Raw genomic sequence first — 20,266 nt, 5'->3', positions numbered from 1 at the left:
GCCCCGCCCGCTACTGCTCGCGGCGGACGTCCGCGAGCACGACGAGGGCCAGGCCCGCGAGGATCACCACCAGCGCCGGGTACGCGGCCGCGGGCGGGGTCTGGCCCAGCCACAGCGCGGCGATCAGCGCGGCGCCCGGGGTCTCCAGCAGGATCGCCGTCGAGGTGGTGGACGGCCCGAGGCCGCGTACGACCCGGTTGAGCAGCGAGTGCCCGAGCAGCTGCGCGACGACGGTCAGCGCGGCGATCTTCAGCCAGCTGCGCCCGTCGTAGCCGCCGAGCGCCGAGCCCGACACCAGGCACGCCACGAGCAGCGCGAACGCGGTCGTCGAGTAGCAGACGTACGTGTACGCGGTCGTCGTCGCCGTCCGCCGCACCTCCGACCCGAGCAGCATGTAGACGGCGGCCGCCAGGCCCGCGGCGAGCGCGAGCGCGTCCCCGGCGAGGGCGCGGGTGTCGGTCGACATGTCGATGCCGGTGAGGATCAGCACGCCCACGACGGCGAGCGCGGTGCCCGCCCACACCAGTGCGGGCGGGCGGTGGCCGCGCAGCCGCAGGATGAGCGTCGTCCAGATCGGGGTGGTGGTGACCAGCGCGGTGGAGGTCGCCACCGAGGTCATCGTCAGGCTCGGCAGCCACAGCCCGAAGTGCAGCGCCAGCACGACGCCGGCGGCGCCGGAGAGGGTGAGGGCGCGGCGGCCCATGCGGCGCAGCTCGCCGCGGTGCCGCCACAGGGCGACGGGGGTGAGCACCCCGACCGCCATGGCGTTCCGCCAGAAGGCGATGGCCAGAGCGGGGGCGGCTGTCGCGGCGATGAGGGGGGCCGACATCGAGACGCCGGCGATCGCGACTCCCAGGAGGGCGAGGTCCGCTCCCCGGCCGGTGGGTGTTGCGCCAGGCGCCGCGCCCTCCCCGCTCTTCCCGCCGGGGGCGGGACCTGTGCCGTTGCCCGCGGGCGCGGTGGGGGTGCTCTGCGGGGCGGTCACGGGGCTCCTGGGTGGGCTGCGTCGTTCGGTGGGGGCCGCCCACCAGGGTAAGGCCCGTTCGCGGGCCGAGCACCTGTCTTTCGGCTCCGCCGGTGGGAGGCTCCCCTACCCTGAGGGCATGACGTCGACGCCCTCTGCCGAAGAACTGCTGGCCGCCCTCGTGGAGGAGGGGGTCAGGAAGTCCGGGCTGGTGTGGGTGAACGGGCGGGCCGTGTGGCAGGTGTGGGCGGACGGCGGGGCGTACGTGCTGTGCGGGGGGCCCGTGGAGCAGCCGGTGCCGGACGGGCTGGTGGACGGGGCGGTCGTGGGCGTCACCGTACGGAGCAAGGACAAGGGCGGGCGGCTGGTCGGCTGGCAGGCGCGGGCCGCTGTCGTACCGGCCGGGTCCGAGGCGTGGCAGGCGGCGGTCGGGGAGCTGCGCGGCAAGCGGTTGAACACGGCGGACGCGGACTCCGTGGACGAGCGGTGGGCCCGCGAGTGCACCCTCTTCCGTCTCACCCCCGAGGGCTCACCCGCCGAGCGTCCCGGTGCCGTGCCGGACGGCTCGGGCGCGGCTCCCCCGCGGCCGACTCCCGCGACCACCCGCGAGCCCGTCCCGGCAGGGCTGCCGCGGCTGCTGGCCCGCCGCCGGCCGCGCGGCTGAGCTACTTCTCGGCGGAGGCGGAGGCGGAAGCCGGGGGTTTGGGCGTCGCCGTCGTGCCGACCGTCCTGCCGTAGTCGACGACCTGCGACTTGCCCGGCGCCGCGAGGGTGAAGTCCTCGCCCCAGTCGGAGAGGGTCAGGGTGCCCGCGCCGCCCGCGCGCTGGTAGCGCAGCGGGTAGGGGGTGCCCTTGAGGGAGACGTCGAGGCTGCCGCCCTGGGAGCCGGTCAGCTCGATCGTCTTGGTGTCGCCCACCTTGCGGTGGTCGCCGACGCCGAGCGTGCCGTCCACCACGAAGAGGTCGGACAGCAGCAGCTTCTTGTCGGTGAAGCCGCTGAACTGCTTGTACGCCGGGTCGCCCGGCGGCACCTTGACGTACTTGCCGTTGAGCTTGGCGGCGGCGGCCTGGCTGTCCTTGTCGTCGCCGCCGTCGCCGTAGAAGTCGGCCCCGGCCTTGAGGTAGAGGTCGTCGCCGACCCGCAGCAGCTGGAAGGTGTCGCCCTTGGTGGTGACCTCGCCGACCCCGCCTTCCGCGCGCAGCCGCATGTCGAGGCGGTAGGTCTGCCCGCCGCTGACGACCGTGCCGGTCAGCCGTACGGCGTCGGCGCTCGCGGCGGCGTCGCTCGCCCGCTGCTCGATGGTCTTCGCGGGCAGCTTGCCGACGCCGTTGGTGCCGGCGTCCGGGTCGCCGCCCAGGCCCAGGCAGCCGCCGAGCAGCGGCGCCGCGGCCAGGCCGGCGAGGACGGCGGCGGCCTGGCGGGCAGTCCTACGGGCAGTCCTGCGAGCGGGAAACACGTGGGCTCGAACCCCTCGGTGACGGCGGCGGCGGGCGTGGCCGAAGCTACCGCACCGTACCCCCCGGGAGCACCCGCCCTCCCCCGGCGGGGCGTTCCGGGGCCCTCCGCCGGGGGCGTTCCGGGGTCCTTCGCGCGGCAGGCAAGATCGGCGCGGGTTAGCCTGGCGGGGAGTGGCGGCGCGTACCGGTGAGGAGGCCCGATGGTCGCAGGCACCCCGCGGGTCTTCGTGTCCCATCTGGCGGGCGTCGCGGCCTTCGATCCCAACGGCGACGAGGTCGGGCGGGTCCGGGACGTCGTGGTCATGCTGCGCGTCGGCGGGCGCCCGCCGCGTGTGCTGGGCCTGGTCGTCGAGGTGGTCGGTCGGCGCCGGATCTTCCTGCCGATGACCCGGGTGACGGGCGTCGAGGCGGGCCAGGTCATCACCACGGGGGTGCTGAACGTCCGGCGCTTCGAGCAGCGCCCGACCGAGACCCTGGTGCTCGGCGAGCTGCTGGACCGCCGGGTGCGCTGGATGCCCGACGGCGGGACGGCGGAGGGCACCGCGGAGGGCGCGGCGACGGGCGAGGACGCCGGCGAGGAGGTCACCGTCCTCGACGTGTCCATGGCCCAGCTGCCGGCCCGCAGGGACTGGGAGATCGACAAGGTGTTCATCCGCCGCGGCAAGTCCGGCGCCCTGCGCCGCAAGGGCGAGGCGCTCACCGTCGACTGGTCGTCGGTCAGCGGATTCCGGCTCCCCGAGGGCGAGCAGGGCGCGGAGAACCTGGTCGCGACCTTCGAGCAGCTGCGCCCCGCCGACCTCGCGAACGTCCTGCACCACCTGTCCCCCAAGCGGCGCGGCGAGGTCGCCGCGGCCCTCGACGACGACCGGCTCGCGGACGTCCTGGAGGAGCTGCCGGACGACGACCAGGTCGAGATCCTGGGCAAGCTCCAGGAGGAGCGTGCCGCGGACGTCCTGGAGGCGATGGACCCCGACGACGCCGCCGACCTGCTCGCCGAGCTGCCCGACCACGACCAGGAGCGGCTGCTGGCCCTGATGCGCCCGCAGGACGCGGCGGGCGTGCGGCGGCTGCTGTCGTACGAGGAGCGCACCGCGGGCGGGCTCATGACGACCGAGCCGATCGTGCTGCGCCCGGACGCGACGGTCGCCGACGCGCTCGCCCGGATCCGCAACCCCGACCTGTCGCCCGCGCTCGCCGCGCAGATCTACGTGTGCCGGCCGCCCGACCAGACCCCCACCGGCAAGTACCTGGGCCTGGTGCACTTCCAGCGGCTGCTGCGCGACCCGCCGTTCACACTGCTCGGCGCGATCGTCGACACCGACCTGCGCCCGCTCGCTCCGGACACCGCGCTGCCGTCGGTGACCAGCTTCCTGGCCACGTACAACATGATCTCCGCGCCCGTGGTGGACGAGAGCGGGGCGCTGCTGGGCGCCGTGACCGTCGACGACGTCCTGGACCACCTGCTGCCCGAGGACTGGCGGGAGACCGAGCTGCACGGCACCGGGCCCGCCGCCGACACCACGGCGGAGGCGGACGATGGCCGCTGACGACCGCGACCGCGCCGGGCTGCGGAACCCGGCGGGGGCCACCGCCCCGCCGCGCGTCCGGGTGCGGCTGGACCAGCCGCGGGACGTCCGGCGCCGCTGGCTGCCCGCCTACGACCCGGAGGCCTTCGGCAACCTCTCCGAGCGCGTCGCGCGGTTCCTGGGCACGGGCCGCTTCATCGTCTGGATGACGGTCGTCATCATCATGTGGGTGCTGTGGAACGCCTTCGGACCCGACGACCTGCGCTTCGACCGCTACCCCTTCATCTTCCTGACCCTCGCGCTGTCGCTGCAGGCCTCCTACGCGGCCCCGCTGATCCTCCTCGCGCAGAACAGGCAGGACGACCGGGACCGGGTCAACCTGGAGCAGGACCGCAAGCAGAACGAGCGCAGCATCGCCGACACCGAGTACCTCACGCGCGAGGTCGCCGCGCTGCGGGCGGGCCTCGGCGAGGTCGCGACCCGCGACTGGATCCGCTCGGAGCTGCAGGACCTGCTCAGGGACATCGAGGAGCGCCGCGCACACCCCCGGGAGCGGGACCGCACGCCCGTTCCGCGGGGTGACGAAGCAGACGGCCGGGGCCGCTGATCCGCCCTCGGCGGCCCCCGTACCATCAACGTATGGCTACCACCACGTACGGCTCGGGCACCGCGCCGGCCGCCACACCGACGGACGAGGCCGTGCGCGCCGCGCTGGCCACGGTGAACGACCCGGAGATCCACAAGCCGATCACCGACCTCGGCATGGTCAAATCCGTGGACATCGCCGCGGACGGCACCGTCGCCGTCGCCGTCTACCTGACGGTGTCCGGCTGTCCGATGCGGGACACGATCACCGAGCGCGTCACGTCGGCCGTCGCCGCCGTCCCCGGCGTCACCTCGGTGCGGGTCGAGCTGGACGTGATGAGCGACGAGCAGCGCCGCGGGCTCGCGGAGACGCTGCGCGGCGGGCAGGCGGAGCGGGAGATCCCCTTCGCCCAGCCGGGCTCGCTGACCCGGGTCTACGCGGTGGCCTCCGGCAAGGGCGGCGTCGGCAAGTCCTCGGTGACGGTCAACCTCGCGGCGGCGATGGCCGCGGACGGCCTCAAGGTCGGCGTCGTGGACGCGGACATCTACGGGCACAGCGTGCCGCGCATGCTCGGCGCGGACGGGCGGCCCACGCAGGTCGAGAACATGATCATGCCGCCGTCGGCCAACGGGGTGAAGGTCATCTCGATCGGCATGTTCACCCCCGGCAACGAGCCGGTGGTCTGGCGCGGGCCCATGCTGCACCGCGCGCTGCAGCAGTTCCTCGCGGACGTCTACTGGGGCGACCTCGACGTGCTGCTGCTCGACCTGCCGCCCGGCACCGGGGACATCGCGATCTCCGTCGCCCAGCTCATGCCGAACGCGGAGATCATCGTCGTGACGACCCCGCAGCAGGCCGCCGCGGAGGTCGCCGAGCGGGCGGGCGCGATCGCGGTGCAGACGCACCAGAAGATCGTGGGCGTGGTGGAGAACATGGCGGGCATGCCGTGCCCGCACTGCGACGAGATCGTGGAGGTCTTCGGCACGGGAGGCGGCGACCGGGTCGCCGAGGGACTCACCCGTACGACGGGCGCGACGGTCCCCGTCCTCGGCCGCATCCCCATCGACGTCCGCCTCCGCGAGGGCGGCGACGACGGCCGCCCGGTCGCCGTCGCGCACCCCGACTCCCCCGCGGGCGCCGCCCTGCGCGGCATCGCGTCCAAACTCGGCGCGCGTCAGCGCGGCCTGTCGGGCCTCTCCCTCGGGATCACCCCGCGCAACAAGTTCTGACCCCTGCCGGCTCGCGTCCCAGCCCCCCGGGCTGCCTGTTCCGGTAACCCCGGGACCGTCCGCCGGTGGCGGGCTGGTCGCGCAGTTCCCCGTGCCCCTGGTGGTTGCCCTCTGCACGCAGGGTGAGCGTTTGTCAGGGGCGCGTGGGGGCACCTCCCGGGCGAAGCCCGAGGGGAGAACTTCGCGCGCAACCACGCACGGCGGGAAGGTCGCGGCGCCTACCGCAAGAGGCACCCCGGGGCGGCCGGAGCCGCGGCCAAAGCGCTACCCGGCGTCGTACAGCCGGATGTCGGGGATGGCCGCCAAGGCCAACCCGTACGCGCTCATGCCGCGCCCGAACGCGCCGAGGTGGACGCCGGCGGCGGAGCCCGCGAGGACCCAGCCGTACTCCGATTCGCGGTAGTGGAAGGGCGTGGGCTCGCCGTCCACCGGAAGGGTGAGCGCGGCCCAGCCGGAGCCGTCGAGGTCGTCGGCGAGCTCCCACGCCGTGGCGGTCTGCTGGTCGAGCCAGTCCTGCCGCAGGGCGCGTTCCATCGTCGTGGGCCAGGTGCAGGCCAGCAGGCCGGAGCCGGCCAGCCAGGCGGCCGAGGAGACGGACGTGGCCTCCAGCAGCCCGGTGCCGTCCGGCGTGCGCCTGCGGGGCCGCTGAGCGACCGTCATGACCACCGCGAAGCGCTGGCTCTCGTCGGCCGGGTCGGCCTTGAGCGTGGGCTCGTCGCCGTGCCCTGTCGAGCCGTACTCGACCGTGCCGTCACCGCTGGTCCCCACCGATTGCAGCCAGCGGCGTCCGGTGAACGCCTCGTCCAGGCCGTACCAGGGGAAGTCGGCCGTCAGATAGCCGTCGACCGCGCTCTGCGCCGTGCCGGTCCTGGTCTCCATACGGGTCGCGCCTCCTCGAAGTGCCCCTATGGGCGACGCCATCTTGCCCGACCCTGGGTGGGTTCGGGGGCCGAAACGGCGTGGGGTGACGGCGAACACACGGACAATGACCACTCGATAGGGTGAAATCACGCAATCAGGTTGACGCTCGCAACGCTCGCAGGCCGCTGTGAAACCCGCTTCCCGGACGACGCGTGAGGGGACCTCAGGTCGCGTCGGAGTCGTACGGCGGCGTCTCGTCCTCGGACAGCTTCTCGCGCTTGCGCAGCCGGTCGGGGGTGCCCCCGCCCGTACCGGAGGAACCGGAGGTGCCCTTGCCGGACGAGCCCGCGGCGGAGGAGCGGGAGGCCGAGGCGCCGGTGTCCGTGCCGTTGACCGCGTCCGTGACCTCGGCCATCTCCTTGCGCAGGTCCAGGTTCTTGCCGATCTCCTGGAGTTCCTTGAGGCCGTACTCGTCGTCGTCGCTCATCAGGTTCTTGCGGATGAACGTCTTCGGGTTCAGGTCCTCGAACTCGAAGTCCTTGAACTCCGGCCCCAGCTCGCGGCGGATGTCCTCCTTGGCGCTGTCGGAGAACTCCCGCACCTTCCGGATGAACGCCATGGCGTCCTGGATGACCTTCGGCAGCTTGTCGGGGCCGAAGACGAGCACGGCGATGACGACGATCGCGACCAGCTCAAGCGGGCCTATGTCGAAGAACACCGTGCAGCTCCTTGGGACGTCCGCAGCCGGGGGGCTGTGTCCGGCGCACTTACGTTACCTGCCCACGTGGGGGACGCGGGAGTGGCTGTGGACAACCCTACGTTGAAAAGAGCTGACCATCACGTAAAGCATGCTGCTCAGCGCACCGCGGCCGGGCCGGCGGCGGCCGTCGCCGGGGCGGCGGCCGCCGCGGAGACCGCACGCAGCGCCACCGATGTGACGGACGGCACCGAGCCGGGCGTCACGACAGCCGAGGGGGACGGCGCGACCCGGGCCTGCCGCATCATCCGCTGCTCGCGCGCGTCCAGCAGATCGCGCGGGGTGGTGCCGCGGGTGTCGGTGACCGAGTTCGCGCTGAAGGGGGTGACCGCGGGCCCGTCGTCGGGGTGGGCGCCGTTGTCGACACCGGCCTCCATCGGGAGGGCGCCGCCGAGGGCGATGGCCGCCATCGAGAAGGCGCCGGCCGCCGCGAAGGCGAACCGCCGGCTGAAGGACGACTGGGCCGCGGCCGCCGGCGCACCGCCGGCGCGGGGCGCGGCCTGGGGGCGTACGGGCACGTCGAGCGAGACGCGGTCGGCGCGGTCGGCGCCGCCGGTGAGGCCGCGGGCCGTTTCGTGGATGCGGAAGCCGCGCGCGCCCTTGCCCTCGCCGGGTGCGACCAGGTCGTGGGCGGGGCTGAGGTAGGAGGGGCGGCGGGTGCCGGTGCCGAAGACGTCGGAGCCGAGCAGGCGGCTGTCGAAAGGCCCGGGCCCGTCGCCGGGCCCGGGCAGCGCACGCAGGTCCGCCAGGCCGGGAGGTCCGCCCTTGGGGTCGCCGCCGCGGCCGTCGGGACCGTCGGGGCCGCATGCCGCGAGGCCCTGGAGCCTGGCCAGCAGGCCGGCCGAGATCGCGGGCAGCTCGGAGGCCGCCACGACGCTCTTGAGGCGGCGCTGCTCGGTGGCGGCGGCCTTGCACTGGGGACAGGTCGCCAGATGGGCCTGGACGCGGTCCCGCGCGTCGTCCGCCAGCTCGCCGTCGACGAACGCGGCGAGCCGGTCGCCCAGGTGCTGCTCCGCGGCGGCGGCGCGCTTGTCGCGCGGGTCGCCGGAACCGCTGCTGCTCACGCTCTGCCGCCCTCCTGGCCAGGTTGCGGTGCGACGGCAGCGAGCGCGGGAACGTCAGCCGGGGAGCCGGCGGGCCGGGCGCCGGGCGCCCGGTGTTCCAGAGCCTTGCGCAGGTGGGAGCGTCCCCGGTGGATCCGGCTCCGCACCGTACCGAGCTTCACGCCGAGCGTCGCCGCGATCTCCTCGTACGACAGCCCCTCGATGTCGCAGAGCACCACGGCGGCCCGGAACTCCGGCGCCAGCGTGTCCAGCGCCTGCTGGACGTCGGCGTCGAAGTGGGTGTCGTTGAAGTGCTGCGCGGGGGACGGCTCGCGGCTGGGCAGCCGCTCCGCCGCGTCGTCGCCGAGGGCGTCGAACCGGATGCGCTGGCGGCGCCGCACCATGTCCAGGAACAGGTTCGTGGTGATGCGGTGCAGCCAGCCCTCGAACGTGCCGGGCGTGTAGGTGGACAGGGATCGGAAGACCCGCACGAAGACCTCCTGGGTGAGGTCCTCCGCGTCGTGCTGGTTGCCGGTCAGGCGGTAGGCCAGCCGGTAGACCCGGGCACTGTGCGTGCTGACGATCTCCTCCCACGAAGGAGGCGTCCACGCCTGGAGGTCTCCGTCGGCTGCGAAGGTCGCGGTCGCGGTCGGGGAGTCGTCGTCGCGTGAACGGTCGTCTGCAGTGTTGGTCACGGATTTCGGCTGTCCGGCCGACCTTCGAAAGCGCGTCAGCACCTTCCGGTCACCGGCGGCAGCCGCACCTCCCCTGTCGGCTCTGGTGGTGTCCAGTAGAGCCTCTACCATAGCCACCTCGCCCGTTAGCTCCGGATAAATGCACTGCTGCCTCCGGGCCGGGGGCCCGCTCCGCTGCCGCGGACTCCCGCCCTTGTGCCTTCTCCGTGTCTAACGCGCAGTCCCATCAGCGGGTTCCCCGCACCAACGGATACAGTCGCCCGGACAGTCCCCGTACGGCCACACACGGCCACGCACGGTCGGCACGGTGAGCACGGTCAGCGCAGGGCAGACGGGAACAGTCGGCACGAGGAGAGGGCCATTACCGGCAACCGGCAGGCGAGCTGGGCGTTCGCCGACGCGTTCGTCGCCGAGGACGACGCCCTCATACGCGCCAGGGCCCGCTCGCACGCGTCCGGGCTGCGGCCCGTCTCCCCCGGCACCGGGGCGGCCCTGCGGCTGCTGGCCGCGGCCGGCAACGCGAAACACGTCGTCGAGGTCGGCACCGGCGCGGGGGTCTCCGGAATCCACCTGCTGCGCGGCATGCGCGCGGACGGGGTGCTGACCACCGTCGACACCGAGCCGGACCGCCAGCAGCTGGCCCGCGAGGCCTACCGCGAGGCCGGCTTCGCCGCGAACCGCTCGCGCGTCATTCCCGGCGCCGCCCTCGACGTCCTGCCGCGCCTCACCGACGGCGCCTACGACCTGGTCTTCTGCGACGCCGACCGGCTGGAGTACCTGGAATACCTGGACGAGTCGCTGCGGCTGCTGCGCCCCGGCGGCGTGCTGTGCTTCGAGGGCGCCTTCGGGCAGGGGCGCGCGCTGGACGCCGCGCACCACGACATGGAGTCGATGCGGCTGCGCGAGCTGATGCGCGCGGTGCGCGACCACGCGCGGCTCTCGCCGGTCCTGCTGCCCACCGACGACGGGCTGCTGTGCGCGGTGGCGCAGTAGCCTTCCGCCGGCGGCAGCGGGACCCGCGGTCCCCGGTGAGCCCGGTGAACCGGGTCATCGGTGAACTGGGTCATCCCGGTGAACCCGGTGAAAGACCAGCGGCCGCGTACTCGGGACATGCCCGGTACGCGGCCGCGAAGGCAGGGGACCGCTGGTCTCAGACGATGGCCTTCTTCAGCGCATCGCCGAGGGCATCCGCCTCGTCCGGGGTCAGCTCGACAACAAGCCGCCCGCCGCCCTCAAGCGGAACGCGCATGATGATGCTCCGCCCCTCCTTGGTCACCTCGAGCGGGCCGTCACCCGTCCGCGGCTTCATGGCCGCCATGCTCGTTCCCCTTCCTGAAACCAGCTCGGACTCGAACACATTGGTTCTCGGCCATTATCCCGCATCCACCAGCCCGATGACCAACAGCGGTGGCACTCCGTTCCACAATCGACACCCGCGTACGCCCGCATTTCGGTCACCCGGTCCGGCATTCTGGCCTGGACCGTTGCCGCGACGAAGGGGCTGGTGCCATGGCCGACCACGTGCTGTACGAGGTGTCCGACGGGCTCGCGACCGTCACGCTGAACCGTCCGGAGGCGATGAACGCGCTCGACACCGCCACGAAGGTGGCCCTGCGCGACGCGCTCCAGGAGGCCGCCGCCGACCAGGCGGTACGCGCGGTGCTGCTCACCGCGAACGGCAAGGCCTTCTGCGTCGGGCAGGACCTGAAGGAGCACGTCGCGACGCTGGAGGCAGGCGGCGGGATGACCACCGTCGCCGACCACTACAACCCCGTCACACTCGCGATCGCGACCATGCCCAAGCCCGTGGTCGCCGGGGTGAACGGGGTCGCGGCCGGGGCGGGCGCGGGTTTCGCCTTCGCCGCGGACTACCGCGTGGTCGCGGACACCGCGTCCTTCACCACGGCCTTCGCGGGCGTGGCCCTCTCCACCGATTCCGGGATGTCCTGGACGCTGCCGCGCCTGGTGGGCCATGCGCGGGCCGCCGATCTGCTGCTCTTCCCGCGGTCCGTGCCCGCGGTCGAGGCCGCGGCGATCGGTATCGCCAACAGCGTCGTGCCCGCCGCGGACCTCCCGGCGGAGGCGCTCGCCGTCGCCCGCCGCCTCGCCGCGGGCCCGACCCGGGCGTACGCCTCGATGAAGCGCGCGCTGGCCTTCGCCGCGGGCCACTCCCTCCCCGAGGCCCTCGCGCTGGAAGCGGAACTCCAGGGCGAGGCCGGGGCGACGTCTGACCACCGCGAGGCGGTGTCGGCGTTCGTGGCGAAGCGGGCGCCGCGGTTCACCGGGTTCTGAGGCCTGGGCCGCGCCTGACGGATCCCGTCTGCCCGGCGGCGCCTAGCGGGACGCGCAGTCCGCGAGGTGGTCGTTCACCAGGCCGCAGGCCTGCATCAGGGCGTAGGCGGTGGTCGGGCCCACGAAGCGGAAGCCGTGGGACTTGAGGGCCTTGGCCAGGGCGGTGGACTCCGGGGTGACCGCGGGGACGTCGGCGGTCGTGCGGGGGGCCGGGCGGGTGGCCGGGTCGGGCGCGAAGGACCAGATCAGCGCGTCCAGGCCGCCGTCCTCGCGCAGGGCGCGGGCGGCGGCGGCGTTCGCCATGGCCGCGTCGACCTTCGCACGGTTGCGGATGATCCCCGGGTCGGCGAGCAGCCGCTCCCGGTCGGCGGGGCCGAACTCCGCGACCGTGTCGATCACGAAGCCCTTGAAGGCCGCCCGGAAGGTCTCCCGCCGGCGCAGGATCGTGATCCAGGACAGCCCGGACTGGAAGGCCTCCAGGCACACCCGCTCGAAGAGCGCGTCGTCCCCGTGCACGGGCACGCCCCACTCGTGGTCGTGGTAGCCGACGTAATCCGGCGTGGACAGGCCCCAGGGGCAGCGGGGGACCCCGTCCTCGCCGGTCACGACGCCGCCCGGCTCACTCACCGGCGCCGCCGCCGTACGCCTCGCCCGGCTCGCCGGGGTGCGGGTCGTCCTTCGTGAGGGACGTCACACCCGGGTCGCCGGCGGTGACGGCCGCGCGCAGCCGGTCCGGGCGCGGGCCGTTCACCTCCGACTCCAGCTCGGCGATGTACGCGTCGCGCTCGGCGAGCTCCGCGCCGAGCCGGTCCAGGACCTCGTCGACGTCGACCATGCGGTAGCCGCGTACCGCGGTCGGCAGCCGTACCGCGTCGATGTCGGAGCGGACCAGCGGACGGTCGGCCGGCAGCCGGTCGGCCAGCCGGTCGGTGCCGGCGTCCCGCAGCGCTCCGCCGTCGCCGAGCACGGCCAGTGCCACCGCGGCAACCACCGCGACGAGCGCGATGAGCATGAACCAGAACAAGTCGTCTCCCGGAGTCCGGCCTCAGGGCCTGCCGTCGTGTCAGGCACGATCGTGCCACGATCGCATGAGTCTGAGATGAGGAGCGGCAGTGGCACTTCGGCTGGGAACCCGGGAATTCGGCGCGCGGGAGCCGGTGATCATGGCGATCGTGAACCGTACGCCCGATTCGTTCTACGACCAGGGAGCCACCTTCACCGACGAGCCCGCGCTGGAGCGGGTGGCCGCGGCGGTCGCCGAGGGCGCGGCGATCATCGACATCGGCGGGGTCAAGGCGGGGCCTGGGGACGAGGTGACGGCGGCCGAGGAGATCCGCCGCACGGTGTCCTTCGTCGCCGAGGTGCGGCGGCGGCACCCGGACGTGGTGATCAGCGTCGACACCTGGCGGGCCGAGGTGGGCGAGGCGGTGTGCGCGGCGGGCGCGGACCTGCTCAACGACGCGTGGGGCGGGGTCGACCCGGGCCTCGCGGAGATCGCGGCACGGTACGGGGCGGGCCTGGTGTGCACGCACGCGGGCGGCGCGCAGCCGCGGACGAGGCCGCACCGGGTCGGCTACGACGACGTGATGGCCGACATCCTGCGGGTGACGTGCGGGCTCGCGGAGCGGGCGGCGGCGCTGGGGGTGCGGCGGGACGGGATCCTGATCGACCCGGGGCACGACTTCGGCAAGAACACCCGGCATTCGCTGGAGGCGACCCGGCGGCTGCCGGAGATGACGGCCACGGGCTGGCCGGTGCTGGTGTCGCTGTCCAACAAGGACTTCGTCGGCGAGACGCTGGACCGCCCGGTCAAGGAGCGGCTGATCGGCACGCTGGCGACGACGGCGGTGTCGGCGTGGCTGGGCGCGCAGGTCTACCGGGTGCACGAGGTCGCGGAGACCCGGCAGGTGCTGGACATGGTCGCCTCCATCGCCGGCCACCGCCCGCCCGCGGTCGCCCGCCGCGGACTGGCGTGAGGCCGACGGAGGAACGGCGCGGGGCGCGCACGGCTCAGACCGCGCTCTCCTTGGTGACCCGCTCCACCGCGTCGTCCACGTCGTCGGTGACGTGGAAGAGCTCCAGGTCGGCGGCGGACGCCTTGCCCTCGGCGACCAGGCTGCCGCGGATCCAGTCGACCAGGCCGCCCCAGTAGGAGCTGCCGAACAGCACGATCGGGAAGCGGGTGACCTTCTTGGTCTGCACGAGCGTCAGCGCCTCGAACAGCTCGTCGAGCGTGCCGAAGCCGCCGGGCAGCACGACGAAGCCGCGAGCATACTTCACAAACATCGTTTTACGGACAAAGAAATAGCGGAAATTCACACCGATGTCGACGTAAGGGTTGAGGCCCTGCTCGAAGGGCAGCTCGATGCCGAGGCCGACCGAGACGCCGCCGGCCTCCAGCGCGCCCTTGTTGGCCGCCTCCATCGCGCCGGGCCCGCCGCCGGTGATCACCGCGAAGCCGGCCTCGGTCAGCGCGCGGCCGATCCGGACGCCCGCCTCGTACTCGCGGGAGTCGACGGGGGTGCGGGCCGAGCCGAAGACGCTCACCGCCGGGCCCAGTTCGGCGAGCGCGCCGAATCCCTCGACGAACTCGGACTGGATGCGCATGACCCGCCACGGGTCGCCGTGCACCCAGTCCGACGGGCCGTGGCTGTCCAGCAGCCGCTGGTCGGTCGTCCCCGTCTGCACCTGGCCGCGCCGCCGCACCACCGGGCCGGTGTGCCGCTCGGGCCAGCTCTTGCCGTACGGGAGCTTCTCCGCCGCCGCGGCGGCCTCTGCCGCGGCCTGCTGCGCGTCGTCCTCGACGCCTTGGGTCTCTCGTTCTGTCATATCGGCAGCCTACGCATCACGGTGCCGCCGACGGGTCCAGCGGGACCGCCCGGGGCGCTTCGAGCCGGGCGCTGACCCAGGTGAAGGCGTCGGGGAACATCCGGCCCCAGGTGTTCCAGTTGTGCCCGCCGCTGCTCAGCTGCAGGGTGCTCACCCGCGTCGGCGGCGCCGCGGCCGCGGTGATGGCGTCGGCGAAGCGCGGCGGGCTCTCCGGGTCCTGGCGGCTGGACTCGACCAGCAGCTGCGCCCGGGGGTGCTCGGTCCTGGCCAGCCACACCGGCGAGCGCGTCCCCTGCGAGGGGTCGTCGGGCGCGAGGGCGGCGCCCGCGGCGAAGACCTCGGGGTACTCCAGGGCCAGCCGGGCCGCGCAGTAGCCACCGGTGGATATGCCCATGACCGCCCAGCCGCGCGGCGCGGGCAGCGTACGGAAGTTGTGCGCGACCGTCCTGACGACGTCGTCGGTCAGCCACGTCGCCACCCGGCTCCTGCCCTCGACGTCGGCGCAGCCGGTGTTGACCCGGTCCGGGGTGATCGTGGGCAGCACCAGGATCGCGGGTTCGGCCCGGCCGGCGGCTATCTGCTCCTGCATGACCTGGCCGAGCCGCATGCCGCGCAGGAAGCTGTGCGGGGTGCCCGGGATGCCGTGCAGCACCTCTATCACCGGGAAGCGGGTGTGCGCGAACTCCGGCTTGCCGTACTGCGGCGGCAGCCACACGATCACGTCGCCCTTGGTGCCGCTGTCCCAGCCGCGGACGGTGGCCCGCTGGAAGCCCTGCGAATACGCGGCGAACTTCACGCCGTAGTCGGGCACCTCGGGCGTCGGGGACGCGCCGGGGCCGGCGGTGGGCCGGCCGCCGCCTGCGTTGGCGCGGCCCAGCAGGTCGTCCCACGAGGCGTAGAAGCCGTACTCGTTGTTCACCGTCACCATCACCACCAGGATCGCGGTGAGCTGGCACAGCACGATCAGCCCCACCCTGGCGCCGAGCCGCACCGGGCGCGGCCCGCGCACCCGCGGCCACAGCACCAGCGCGCCCGCCACCGCCGCGACCGCGGCGGCGGCGAGCAGTACGGCGAACCACCCGCTGGTCAGTCCCATGGCGCGGCTGCCCCTCCCCCTGGCCCGTGACGGACACGTATCCACCTTGCCGGGGGGAAGGACCGGAACGCACCCGAGTTCGGTTGACTGCCGAACGGGTGATCTACCTCAATCCGTGAGCCACTGCGTGAGCCGGCGTTCCGCCTCGCGGATCGCGGCGGTGTCGACGTGCTCGTCGCGGGTGTGCGCGAGGGTCGGGTCGCCGGGACCGTAGTTGACCGCGGGGATGCCGAGCGCGGCGAACCGCGCCACGTCCGTCCAGGCCTCCTTGGCGGCCGGGGGTGTGCCGATGGCCGCCACGAAGGCCGCCGCCGCCGGATGCGACAGGCCGGGCAGCGCGCCCGGCGCGGTGTCGGTGAGGACCACCTCGAAGCCCTCGAAGACGCCGCGCACCCGCTCCAGCGCCTCCGCTTCGCTCTGGTCGGGCGAGAAGCGGTAGTTGACGGTGACGGCGCAGGTGTCGGGAATCACATTGCCCGCGTGGCCGCCCTCGATCATGACGGCGTTCAGCCCCTCGGGGTAGACCAGCCCGTCGATCTCCACCCGGCGCGGCTCGTACGCGGCGAGCCGGGCGAGGATCGGAGCGGCCTTGTGGATCGCGTTCTCCCCGAGCCAGCTGCGCGCGGAGTGCGCGCGGCGGCCGGTCGTCTCCACCCGCACCCGCAAGGTGCCCTGGCAGCCGCCGTCCACCCGCCCGGCAGTCGGCTCCATGAGCACGGCGAAGTCTCCCGCGAGCCACTCCGGGTGCCGCTCCACCAGCCGCTTGAGCCCGTTGAACTCGGCGGCGATCTCCTCGGCGTCGTAGAACACGAACGTCAGGTCCCGGTTGGGCGCGGTGAGCTGCGCCGCGAGCTTGAGCTGGACGGCGACGCCGGCCTTCATGTCGGAGGTGCCGCAACCCCACAGCACGCCGTCGGCGTCGAGCCGGGAGGGGAGGTTGTCCGCCAGGGGGACGGTGTCGATGTGCCCGGCGAGCACGACACGCTCGGCCCTTCCGAGGGTGGTCCTGGCCACCACCGCGTCGCCGTCGCGGTCGACGGTCAGGTGCGGGTACGCCCGCAGGGCGCGCTCGACGAGGTCGGCGAGCGGTTTCTCCTCGCGGCTCACGGAGGGTACGTCCACGAGCGCGGCGGTCAGCGCGGCGACGTCCGCCGCGAGGTCAAGTCCCATGAGCCGACCCTAACGGGATCGGGCCCCGCCCCCCGGGCTGCCCCTTCCCACCTGACGCGGGACCTTCCCCCGGTGGGGGCTTCCGCGCTCCGGGGTGCCTCTTGCGGTGGCGCCCGCGACCTTCCCGCCGGTGGAGGCCGGGCGCGCAGTTCCCCGCGCCCCTGAAAAACGCTCGCCCCGCGCGCAGAGGGCAACCACCCAGGGGCGCGTGGGGGCACCTCCCAGGCGAAGCGCTGGGGGAGAACTGCGCGACCAGCCGGATCGCGCGGACGATCGCGCGAAGCATCTCCGGGGGCAGCCCGGGGTGCGGGGCCCGGCCGCGCGGTGGGGCGCGGAGCCTCAAAGGGACCCGCCGGAGCCGGTAGGCTCCGGCGCGTGAGCACGTCAGACGCCCGTCAGGGCCGCCGAACGCGCCGCCGCGTCCTGAGCACGCTCGTCGCGCTGCTGGTGCTGGCGGCAGCCGCGTACGTGGTCCTCCACGGACGCACCAAGCAACCGGAAGCAGCCGGCTGCAAGGTCCTGGTGGACGACAGCACCCTCATCCTCACGCAGTCCCAGGCGGCGAACGCCGCGACCATCGCCGCGGTCGCGGCGGCCCGTGAGCTGCCCGAGCGGGCGGTCGCCATAGCCCTCGCGACGGCCCTCCAGGAGTCCCGGCTGGACAACCTGGACCACGGCGACCGCGATTCCCTCGGCCTCTTCCAGCAGCGCCCGTCGCAGGGCTGGGGCACCGCGCGCCAGATCCTCGACCCGGTGTACTCCTCGACCGCCTTCTACAAGAGCCTGGTCAAGATCCACGGCTACCAGGACCTCCCGCTGACCGTCGCGGCGCAGAAGGTGCAGCGCAGCGGCTACCCGGAGGCGTACGCCCAGCACGAGGAGGACGCGACGCTGCTCGCGGCGGCGCTGGTGGGCCGCAAGGGCAGCGCACTGAGCTGCACGACGGGCGCGGACCGGGAGGACAGCGCGGGCGGCGCGCCGGGCAGCACGGCAGCGGTGACGGCCGAGCTGAAGCGCGAGTTCGGCGCCCGGGTGCGGCCCGCGGCGGCGGGGAAGCCGGCCGTGTCGGTGACCGTTCCGGCGGCCACGGCGAGCGGCGGCACGGCGGCCGGCACCGTACAGCGCGGGTGGCAGCTGGCGCAGTGGTCGGTGGCCCACGCGCCGGACCTGAAACTCGCCGAGGTGTGGTTCGGCGGCGTGCGGTGGCAGGCGGCGCAGTCGGGCAAGGGCTGGCAGAAGGTCTCCGCGGAGGACGCGAAGAAGGCCGGGGCCACGGACCGGGGCCTCGTACGGATCACCGTCGCGCAGTAGTACGGGCCGTCACCCGGGCGGGGGTTTCCGCGGATGCGGGCCACTCGCCGCGAAAGGGGCTGCCGGAGCGGGCGGGCGGCCCTCCCGGAGCCCTCGAAAACGCGGGCTCAGGACGTTTTCCGGGGCACGGACCGGTCATACCAATCGGCCGTCAGGGGCACTTCCCCGCAAGCTTATTATCCGACGCATTACGCACTCTTTACCCATGAAAGCCGCAACTTCGCGGGCCCGTCCGCCGATAGGCACGGCGTCCTTCCGGCCCACCGCCGGACCCCACCCGCAAGGAGCACCATGTCCCTCCCCCTGACGCGCCGGATCGCCCAGGCCGCGCTGCTGCTCGGCGCCGCCGCCGCACCCCTGATCGGTGCGGGCGCCGCGCACGCCGCCGCGCCCCAGCAGGCCGGGGTGGGCGGTCCGACCGCCCTGGACGGCGCGGAGCTGGGTTCGGCCGTCGGCCACACCTCGCAGTCGGCCGCCGGCCTCGCCGCCCACGGCGGCGGCCAGGCCGTTCACACCGCCCTCCCGGCGACCGCCCGGCTCGTCGGCACGACGGGGACGGCCGCGGCTCCGGTCGCCCGGCAGGGCGCCGCGCAGGCCACCGACGCGGCGGGCCGGGTCGTCGGCGCGACGACCGAGTCGCTGCCGGTCGCGGGCACCCTGCCGGACACCGGCGCCCTCCCCACCGACGAACTCCCGCTCAAGGCCCTCCCGACGGGCTGACACACGCGGCGAAGGGGCCCGGGAGCGCGGGCTCCCGGGCCCCTCGTGCGTGTTCGGGGGTCAGCCCCCGAGGCGGGCCACGGCGGCGGCCACGCGCTCGTCGGTGGCCGTCAGGGCGACGCGGACGAACTCCGCGCCGGCCGGGCCGTAGAACTCGCCGGGGGCGACGAGGATGCCGTGCTTGGCCAGGTCGGCGACCGTCTCCCAGCAGTTCTCACCGCGGGTCGCCCACAGGTAGAGGCTGGCCTCGCTGTGCTCGATGCGGAAGCCCGCGGACTCCAGCGCGGCGCGCAGCGCGGTGCGGCGGCGGGCGTAGCGCTCCTTCTGCTCGACGGCGTGCGCGCGGTCGCCGAGCGCCGCGATCATCGCGGCCTGCACGGGCTGCGGCACGATCATCCCGGCGTGCTTGCGCACCGCGAGCAGCTCGGCGACCACGGCCGCGTCGCCCGCGAGGAAGGCCCCGCGGTAGCCCGCGAAGTTGGAGCGCTTGGACAGCGAGTGGACGGCGACGAGCCCCTCGTGGCTGTCCCCGCACACGTCCGGGTGCAGCACCGAGACGGGCGGTTCACCCTCCCAGCCCAGCTCGATGTAGCACTCGTCGGACACCACGAGCACCCCGTGCCCGCGCGCCCAGTCCACGATCCGGCGCAGCTCCGCGGCGCCCAGCACCCGCCCGGTGGGGTTGGAGGGGCTGTTGAGCCACAGCAGCCGCAGCCCGGCGGGGTCGAGGTCGGTCACCGGGTCGTCGTACGTGACGGCCGCGGCGCGCGCCAGCAGCGCGCCGATCTCGTACGTGGGGTAGGCCAGCTGCGGGTAGCCGACGGTGTCGCCCTCGCGCAGGTCGAGCAGCGTGGGGAGCCAGCCGACGAGTTCCTTGGAGCCGATGAGCGGCAGCACCGCGCGCGGGTCGGCGCCCGTGACGCCGTGCCGGTCGCGCAGGTAGCCCGCGGCTGCGGCGCGCAGTTCCGCGGTGCCGTAGGTGAGCGGGTAGCCGGGGCTGTCGGCGGCGGCGACCAGGGCCTGCCGGATGACGTCGGGCACCGGGTCGACCGGGGTGCCCACCGAGAGGTCGACGGCGCCGTCGGGATGCGCGGCCGCGGCCGCCTTGTACGGCTCCAGCCGATCCCAGGGGAAGACCGGCAGTCGGGCGGAAATACTCACGTGCTGCTCACAACTCTCGCTGGTACCAACCGGTCGAAACACCGCGGCCCCGTACGGCACAGAGGCGTACGGGGCCGCGGCGGAGGACGCCGTCGGGCGGTGGCGTCCTCCCCGGCGCGTCAGACGCCGGTGGTGCGGCGCCCGCTACTGGTTCTGCGGCGGGAGCGCGGCGACGAACGGGTGGTCACGCTCGATCAGACCGAGCTTCGACGCGCCGCCGGGCGAGCCCAGCTCGTCGAAGAACTCGACGTTCGCCTTGTAGTAGTCCTTCCACTCCTCCGGAGTGTCGTCCTCGTAGAAGATCGCCTCCACGGGGCAGACCGGCTCGCACGCGCCGCAGTCGACACACTCGTCCGGGTGGATGTACAAGGAGCGGGAGCCCTCGTAGATGCAGTCGACCGGGCACTCTTCGATGCACGCCTTGTCCTTGACGTCGACACAAGGCTGCGCGATGACGTAGGTCACGCTTTCGTTCCTCCTCGGTAGGGCTGTCTCGCGCGGGAGCGCGGCGTCGTCGATGCCCGCACCTAGTATCTCCGTTCCGGAGCACGAACCGAACAGGAGGGCC

The 20,266-nt window shown here is 73.9% G+C and carries 23 protein-coding genes; 9 read left to right on the top strand and 14 right to left on the bottom strand.

Going from position 1 to position 20,266, the window contains the following annotated elements; genetic code table 11:
* Positions 1–10 precede the first annotated feature (10 nt).
* A complete protein-coding gene (locus IH54_RS0126630) occupies positions 11–985 on the bottom strand; it encodes a DMT family transporter (RefSeq protein ID WP_078862538.1) in 975 nt (324 codons plus the stop codon).
* Between the two features lie 118 nt (positions 986–1,103).
* On the opposite strand from IH54_RS0126630, the gene IH54_RS0126625 reads away from it, so the two are divergent.
* Complete coding sequence (locus IH54_RS0126625; RefSeq protein WP_031521456.1) at positions 1,104–1,628, top strand: hypothetical protein; 525 nt, start codon at positions 1,104–1,106, stop codon at positions 1,626–1,628.
* Position 1,629: 1 nt separating this feature from the next.
* Here IH54_RS0126625 and IH54_RS0126620 read toward each other — a convergent pair whose 3' ends face one another.
* A complete protein-coding gene (locus IH54_RS0126620) occupies positions 1,630–2,421 on the bottom strand; it encodes a hypothetical protein (protein ID WP_031521453.1) in 792 nt (263 codons plus the stop codon).
* Between the two features lie 201 nt (positions 2,422–2,622).
* On the opposite strand from IH54_RS0126620, the gene IH54_RS0126615 reads away from it, so the two are divergent.
* From IH54_RS0126615 to IH54_RS0126605, 3 genes are read left to right on the top strand one after another with little or no spacing between them, the layout of a single operon-like run.
* Complete coding sequence (locus IH54_RS0126615; RefSeq protein ID WP_031521451.1) at positions 2,623–3,969, top strand: magnesium transporter MgtE N-terminal domain-containing protein; 1,347 nt, start codon at positions 2,623–2,625, stop codon at positions 3,967–3,969.
* The gene (locus IH54_RS0126610; protein ID WP_052397895.1) at positions 3,959–4,555 is read left to right on the top strand and encodes a DUF1003 domain-containing protein; all 597 of its coding nucleotides are present in this window, start codon (positions 3,959–3,961) and stop codon (positions 4,553–4,555) included. Before IH54_RS0126615 ends, IH54_RS0126610 begins: the two co-directional genes overlap by 11 nt.
* Before the next feature lie 32 nt (positions 4,556–4,587).
* The gene (locus tag IH54_RS0126605; RefSeq protein ID WP_052397894.1) at positions 4,588–5,763 is read left to right on the top strand and encodes an Mrp/NBP35 family ATP-binding protein; all 1,176 of its coding nucleotides are present in this window, start codon (positions 4,588–4,590) and stop codon (positions 5,761–5,763) included.
* A gap of 264 nt (positions 5,764–6,027) precedes the next feature.
* Here IH54_RS0126605 and IH54_RS0126600 read toward each other — a convergent pair whose 3' ends face one another.
* From IH54_RS0126600 to sigE, 4 genes are all read right to left on the bottom strand, one after another.
* Entirely contained in the window at positions 6,028–6,642 is a 615-nt protein-coding gene (locus IH54_RS0126600; protein WP_052397893.1) for a hypothetical protein, read from the bottom strand.
* Positions 6,643–6,847: 205 nt separating this feature from the next.
* Complete coding sequence (locus IH54_RS0126595; protein WP_031521440.1) at positions 6,848–7,342, bottom strand: sec-independent translocase; 495 nt, start codon at positions 7,340–7,342, stop codon at positions 6,848–6,850.
* A 137-nt stretch (positions 7,343–7,479) separates the two neighbouring features.
* Positions 7,480–8,445, bottom strand: a complete 966-nt coding sequence (locus IH54_RS40225; RefSeq protein ID WP_052397892.1) for an anti-sigma factor family protein — start codon at positions 8,443–8,445, stop codon at positions 7,480–7,482.
* Positions 8,442–9,230, bottom strand: coding sequence for an RNA polymerase sigma factor SigE (gene sigE / locus IH54_RS0126585; protein WP_107060261.1), 789 nt, complete (start codon positions 9,228–9,230; stop codon positions 8,442–8,444). The genes IH54_RS40225 and sigE overlap by 4 nt, the downstream gene beginning before the upstream one ends.
* A gap of 249 nt (positions 9,231–9,479) precedes the next feature.
* Here sigE and IH54_RS0126580 point away from each other — a divergent pair, with 249 nt between their 5' ends.
* A complete protein-coding gene (locus tag IH54_RS0126580; RefSeq protein WP_031521432.1) occupies positions 9,480–10,112 on the top strand; it encodes an O-methyltransferase in 633 nt (210 codons plus the stop codon).
* Between the two features lie 157 nt (positions 10,113–10,269).
* Here the strand turns inward: IH54_RS0126580 and IH54_RS43630 are convergent, their stop codons facing one another.
* Complete coding sequence (locus tag IH54_RS43630) at positions 10,270–10,437, bottom strand: DUF3117 domain-containing protein (protein ID WP_073493047.1); 168 nt, start codon at positions 10,435–10,437, stop codon at positions 10,270–10,272.
* Positions 10,438–10,628: 191 nt separating this feature from the next.
* Between IH54_RS43630 and IH54_RS0126570 the strand changes: the two genes are divergently transcribed.
* A complete protein-coding gene (locus tag IH54_RS0126570) occupies positions 10,629–11,411 on the top strand; it encodes an enoyl-CoA hydratase-related protein (RefSeq protein ID WP_031521430.1) in 783 nt (260 codons plus the stop codon).
* Between the two features lie 42 nt (positions 11,412–11,453).
* Here the strand turns inward: IH54_RS0126570 and IH54_RS0126565 are convergent, their stop codons facing one another.
* Together IH54_RS0126565 and IH54_RS0126560 are read right to left on the bottom strand one after the other, a co-directional pair.
* On the bottom strand, positions 11,454–12,038 hold the full coding sequence (locus IH54_RS0126565) for a DNA-3-methyladenine glycosylase I (protein ID WP_031521427.1): 585 nt from the start codon (positions 12,036–12,038) through the stop codon (positions 11,454–11,456).
* Positions 12,031–12,435, bottom strand: a complete 405-nt coding sequence (locus IH54_RS0126560; RefSeq protein ID WP_031521425.1) for a DivIVA domain-containing protein — start codon at positions 12,433–12,435, stop codon at positions 12,031–12,033. Before IH54_RS0126560 ends, IH54_RS0126565 begins: the two co-directional genes overlap by 8 nt.
* Before the next feature lie 139 nt (positions 12,436–12,574).
* Between IH54_RS0126560 and folP the strand changes: the two genes are divergently transcribed.
* A complete protein-coding gene (folP, locus tag IH54_RS0126555; RefSeq protein ID WP_052397901.1) occupies positions 12,575–13,387 on the top strand; it encodes a dihydropteroate synthase in 813 nt (270 codons plus the stop codon).
* 34 nt (positions 13,388–13,421) lie between these two features.
* Here the strand turns inward: folP and IH54_RS0126550 are convergent, their stop codons facing one another.
* From IH54_RS0126550 to dapE, 3 genes are all read right to left on the bottom strand, one after another.
* Positions 13,422–14,240: a TIGR00730 family Rossman fold protein gene (locus tag IH54_RS0126550; RefSeq protein ID WP_031521420.1), complete on the bottom strand. Its 819-nt coding sequence runs from the start codon at positions 14,238–14,240 to the stop codon at positions 13,422–13,424.
* Between the two features lie 16 nt (positions 14,241–14,256).
* Positions 14,257–15,336 (bottom strand): alpha/beta hydrolase, encoded by a 1,080-nt coding sequence (locus IH54_RS0126545; RefSeq protein WP_043182324.1) that lies wholly within the window; start codon positions 15,334–15,336, stop codon positions 14,257–14,259.
* 108 nt (positions 15,337–15,444) lie between these two features.
* The gene (gene dapE, locus IH54_RS0126540; protein WP_031521415.1) at positions 15,445–16,506 is read right to left on the bottom strand and encodes a succinyl-diaminopimelate desuccinylase; all 1,062 of its coding nucleotides are present in this window, start codon (positions 16,504–16,506) and stop codon (positions 15,445–15,447) included.
* A gap of 375 nt (positions 16,507–16,881) precedes the next feature.
* On the opposite strand from dapE, the gene IH54_RS0126535 reads away from it, so the two are divergent.
* Positions 16,882–17,817, top strand: a complete 936-nt coding sequence (locus IH54_RS0126535; protein ID WP_031521412.1) for a hypothetical protein — start codon at positions 16,882–16,884, stop codon at positions 17,815–17,817.
* A gap of 291 nt (positions 17,818–18,108) precedes the next feature.
* Positions 18,109–18,537 carry a hypothetical protein gene (locus tag IH54_RS0126530; RefSeq protein WP_031521410.1) on the top strand — a complete coding sequence of 143 codons (429 nt, stop codon included), beginning with the start codon at positions 18,109–18,111 and terminating at the stop codon, positions 18,535–18,537.
* Between the two features lie 60 nt (positions 18,538–18,597).
* On the opposite strand, the gene dapC is transcribed toward IH54_RS0126530, so the two are convergent.
* Together dapC and fdxA are read right to left on the bottom strand one after the other, a co-directional pair.
* Positions 18,598–19,698: a succinyldiaminopimelate transaminase gene (gene dapC / locus IH54_RS0126525; protein ID WP_031521408.1), complete on the bottom strand. Its 1,101-nt coding sequence runs from the start codon at positions 19,696–19,698 to the stop codon at positions 18,598–18,600.
* A gap of 144 nt (positions 19,699–19,842) precedes the next feature.
* Positions 19,843–20,163 carry a ferredoxin gene (fdxA, locus tag IH54_RS0126520; RefSeq protein WP_019058397.1) on the bottom strand — a complete coding sequence of 107 codons (321 nt, stop codon included), beginning with the start codon at positions 20,161–20,163 and terminating at the stop codon, positions 19,843–19,845.
* Positions 20,164–20,266: the final 103 nt, after the last annotated feature.

Source organism: Streptomyces sp. NRRL F-5123, from assembly GCF_000721495.1.
Classification (GTDB): domain Bacteria; phylum Actinomycetota; class Actinomycetes; order Streptomycetales; family Streptomycetaceae; genus Actinacidiphila.
This window is presented reverse-complemented; position numbering and strand designations above follow the sequence as displayed.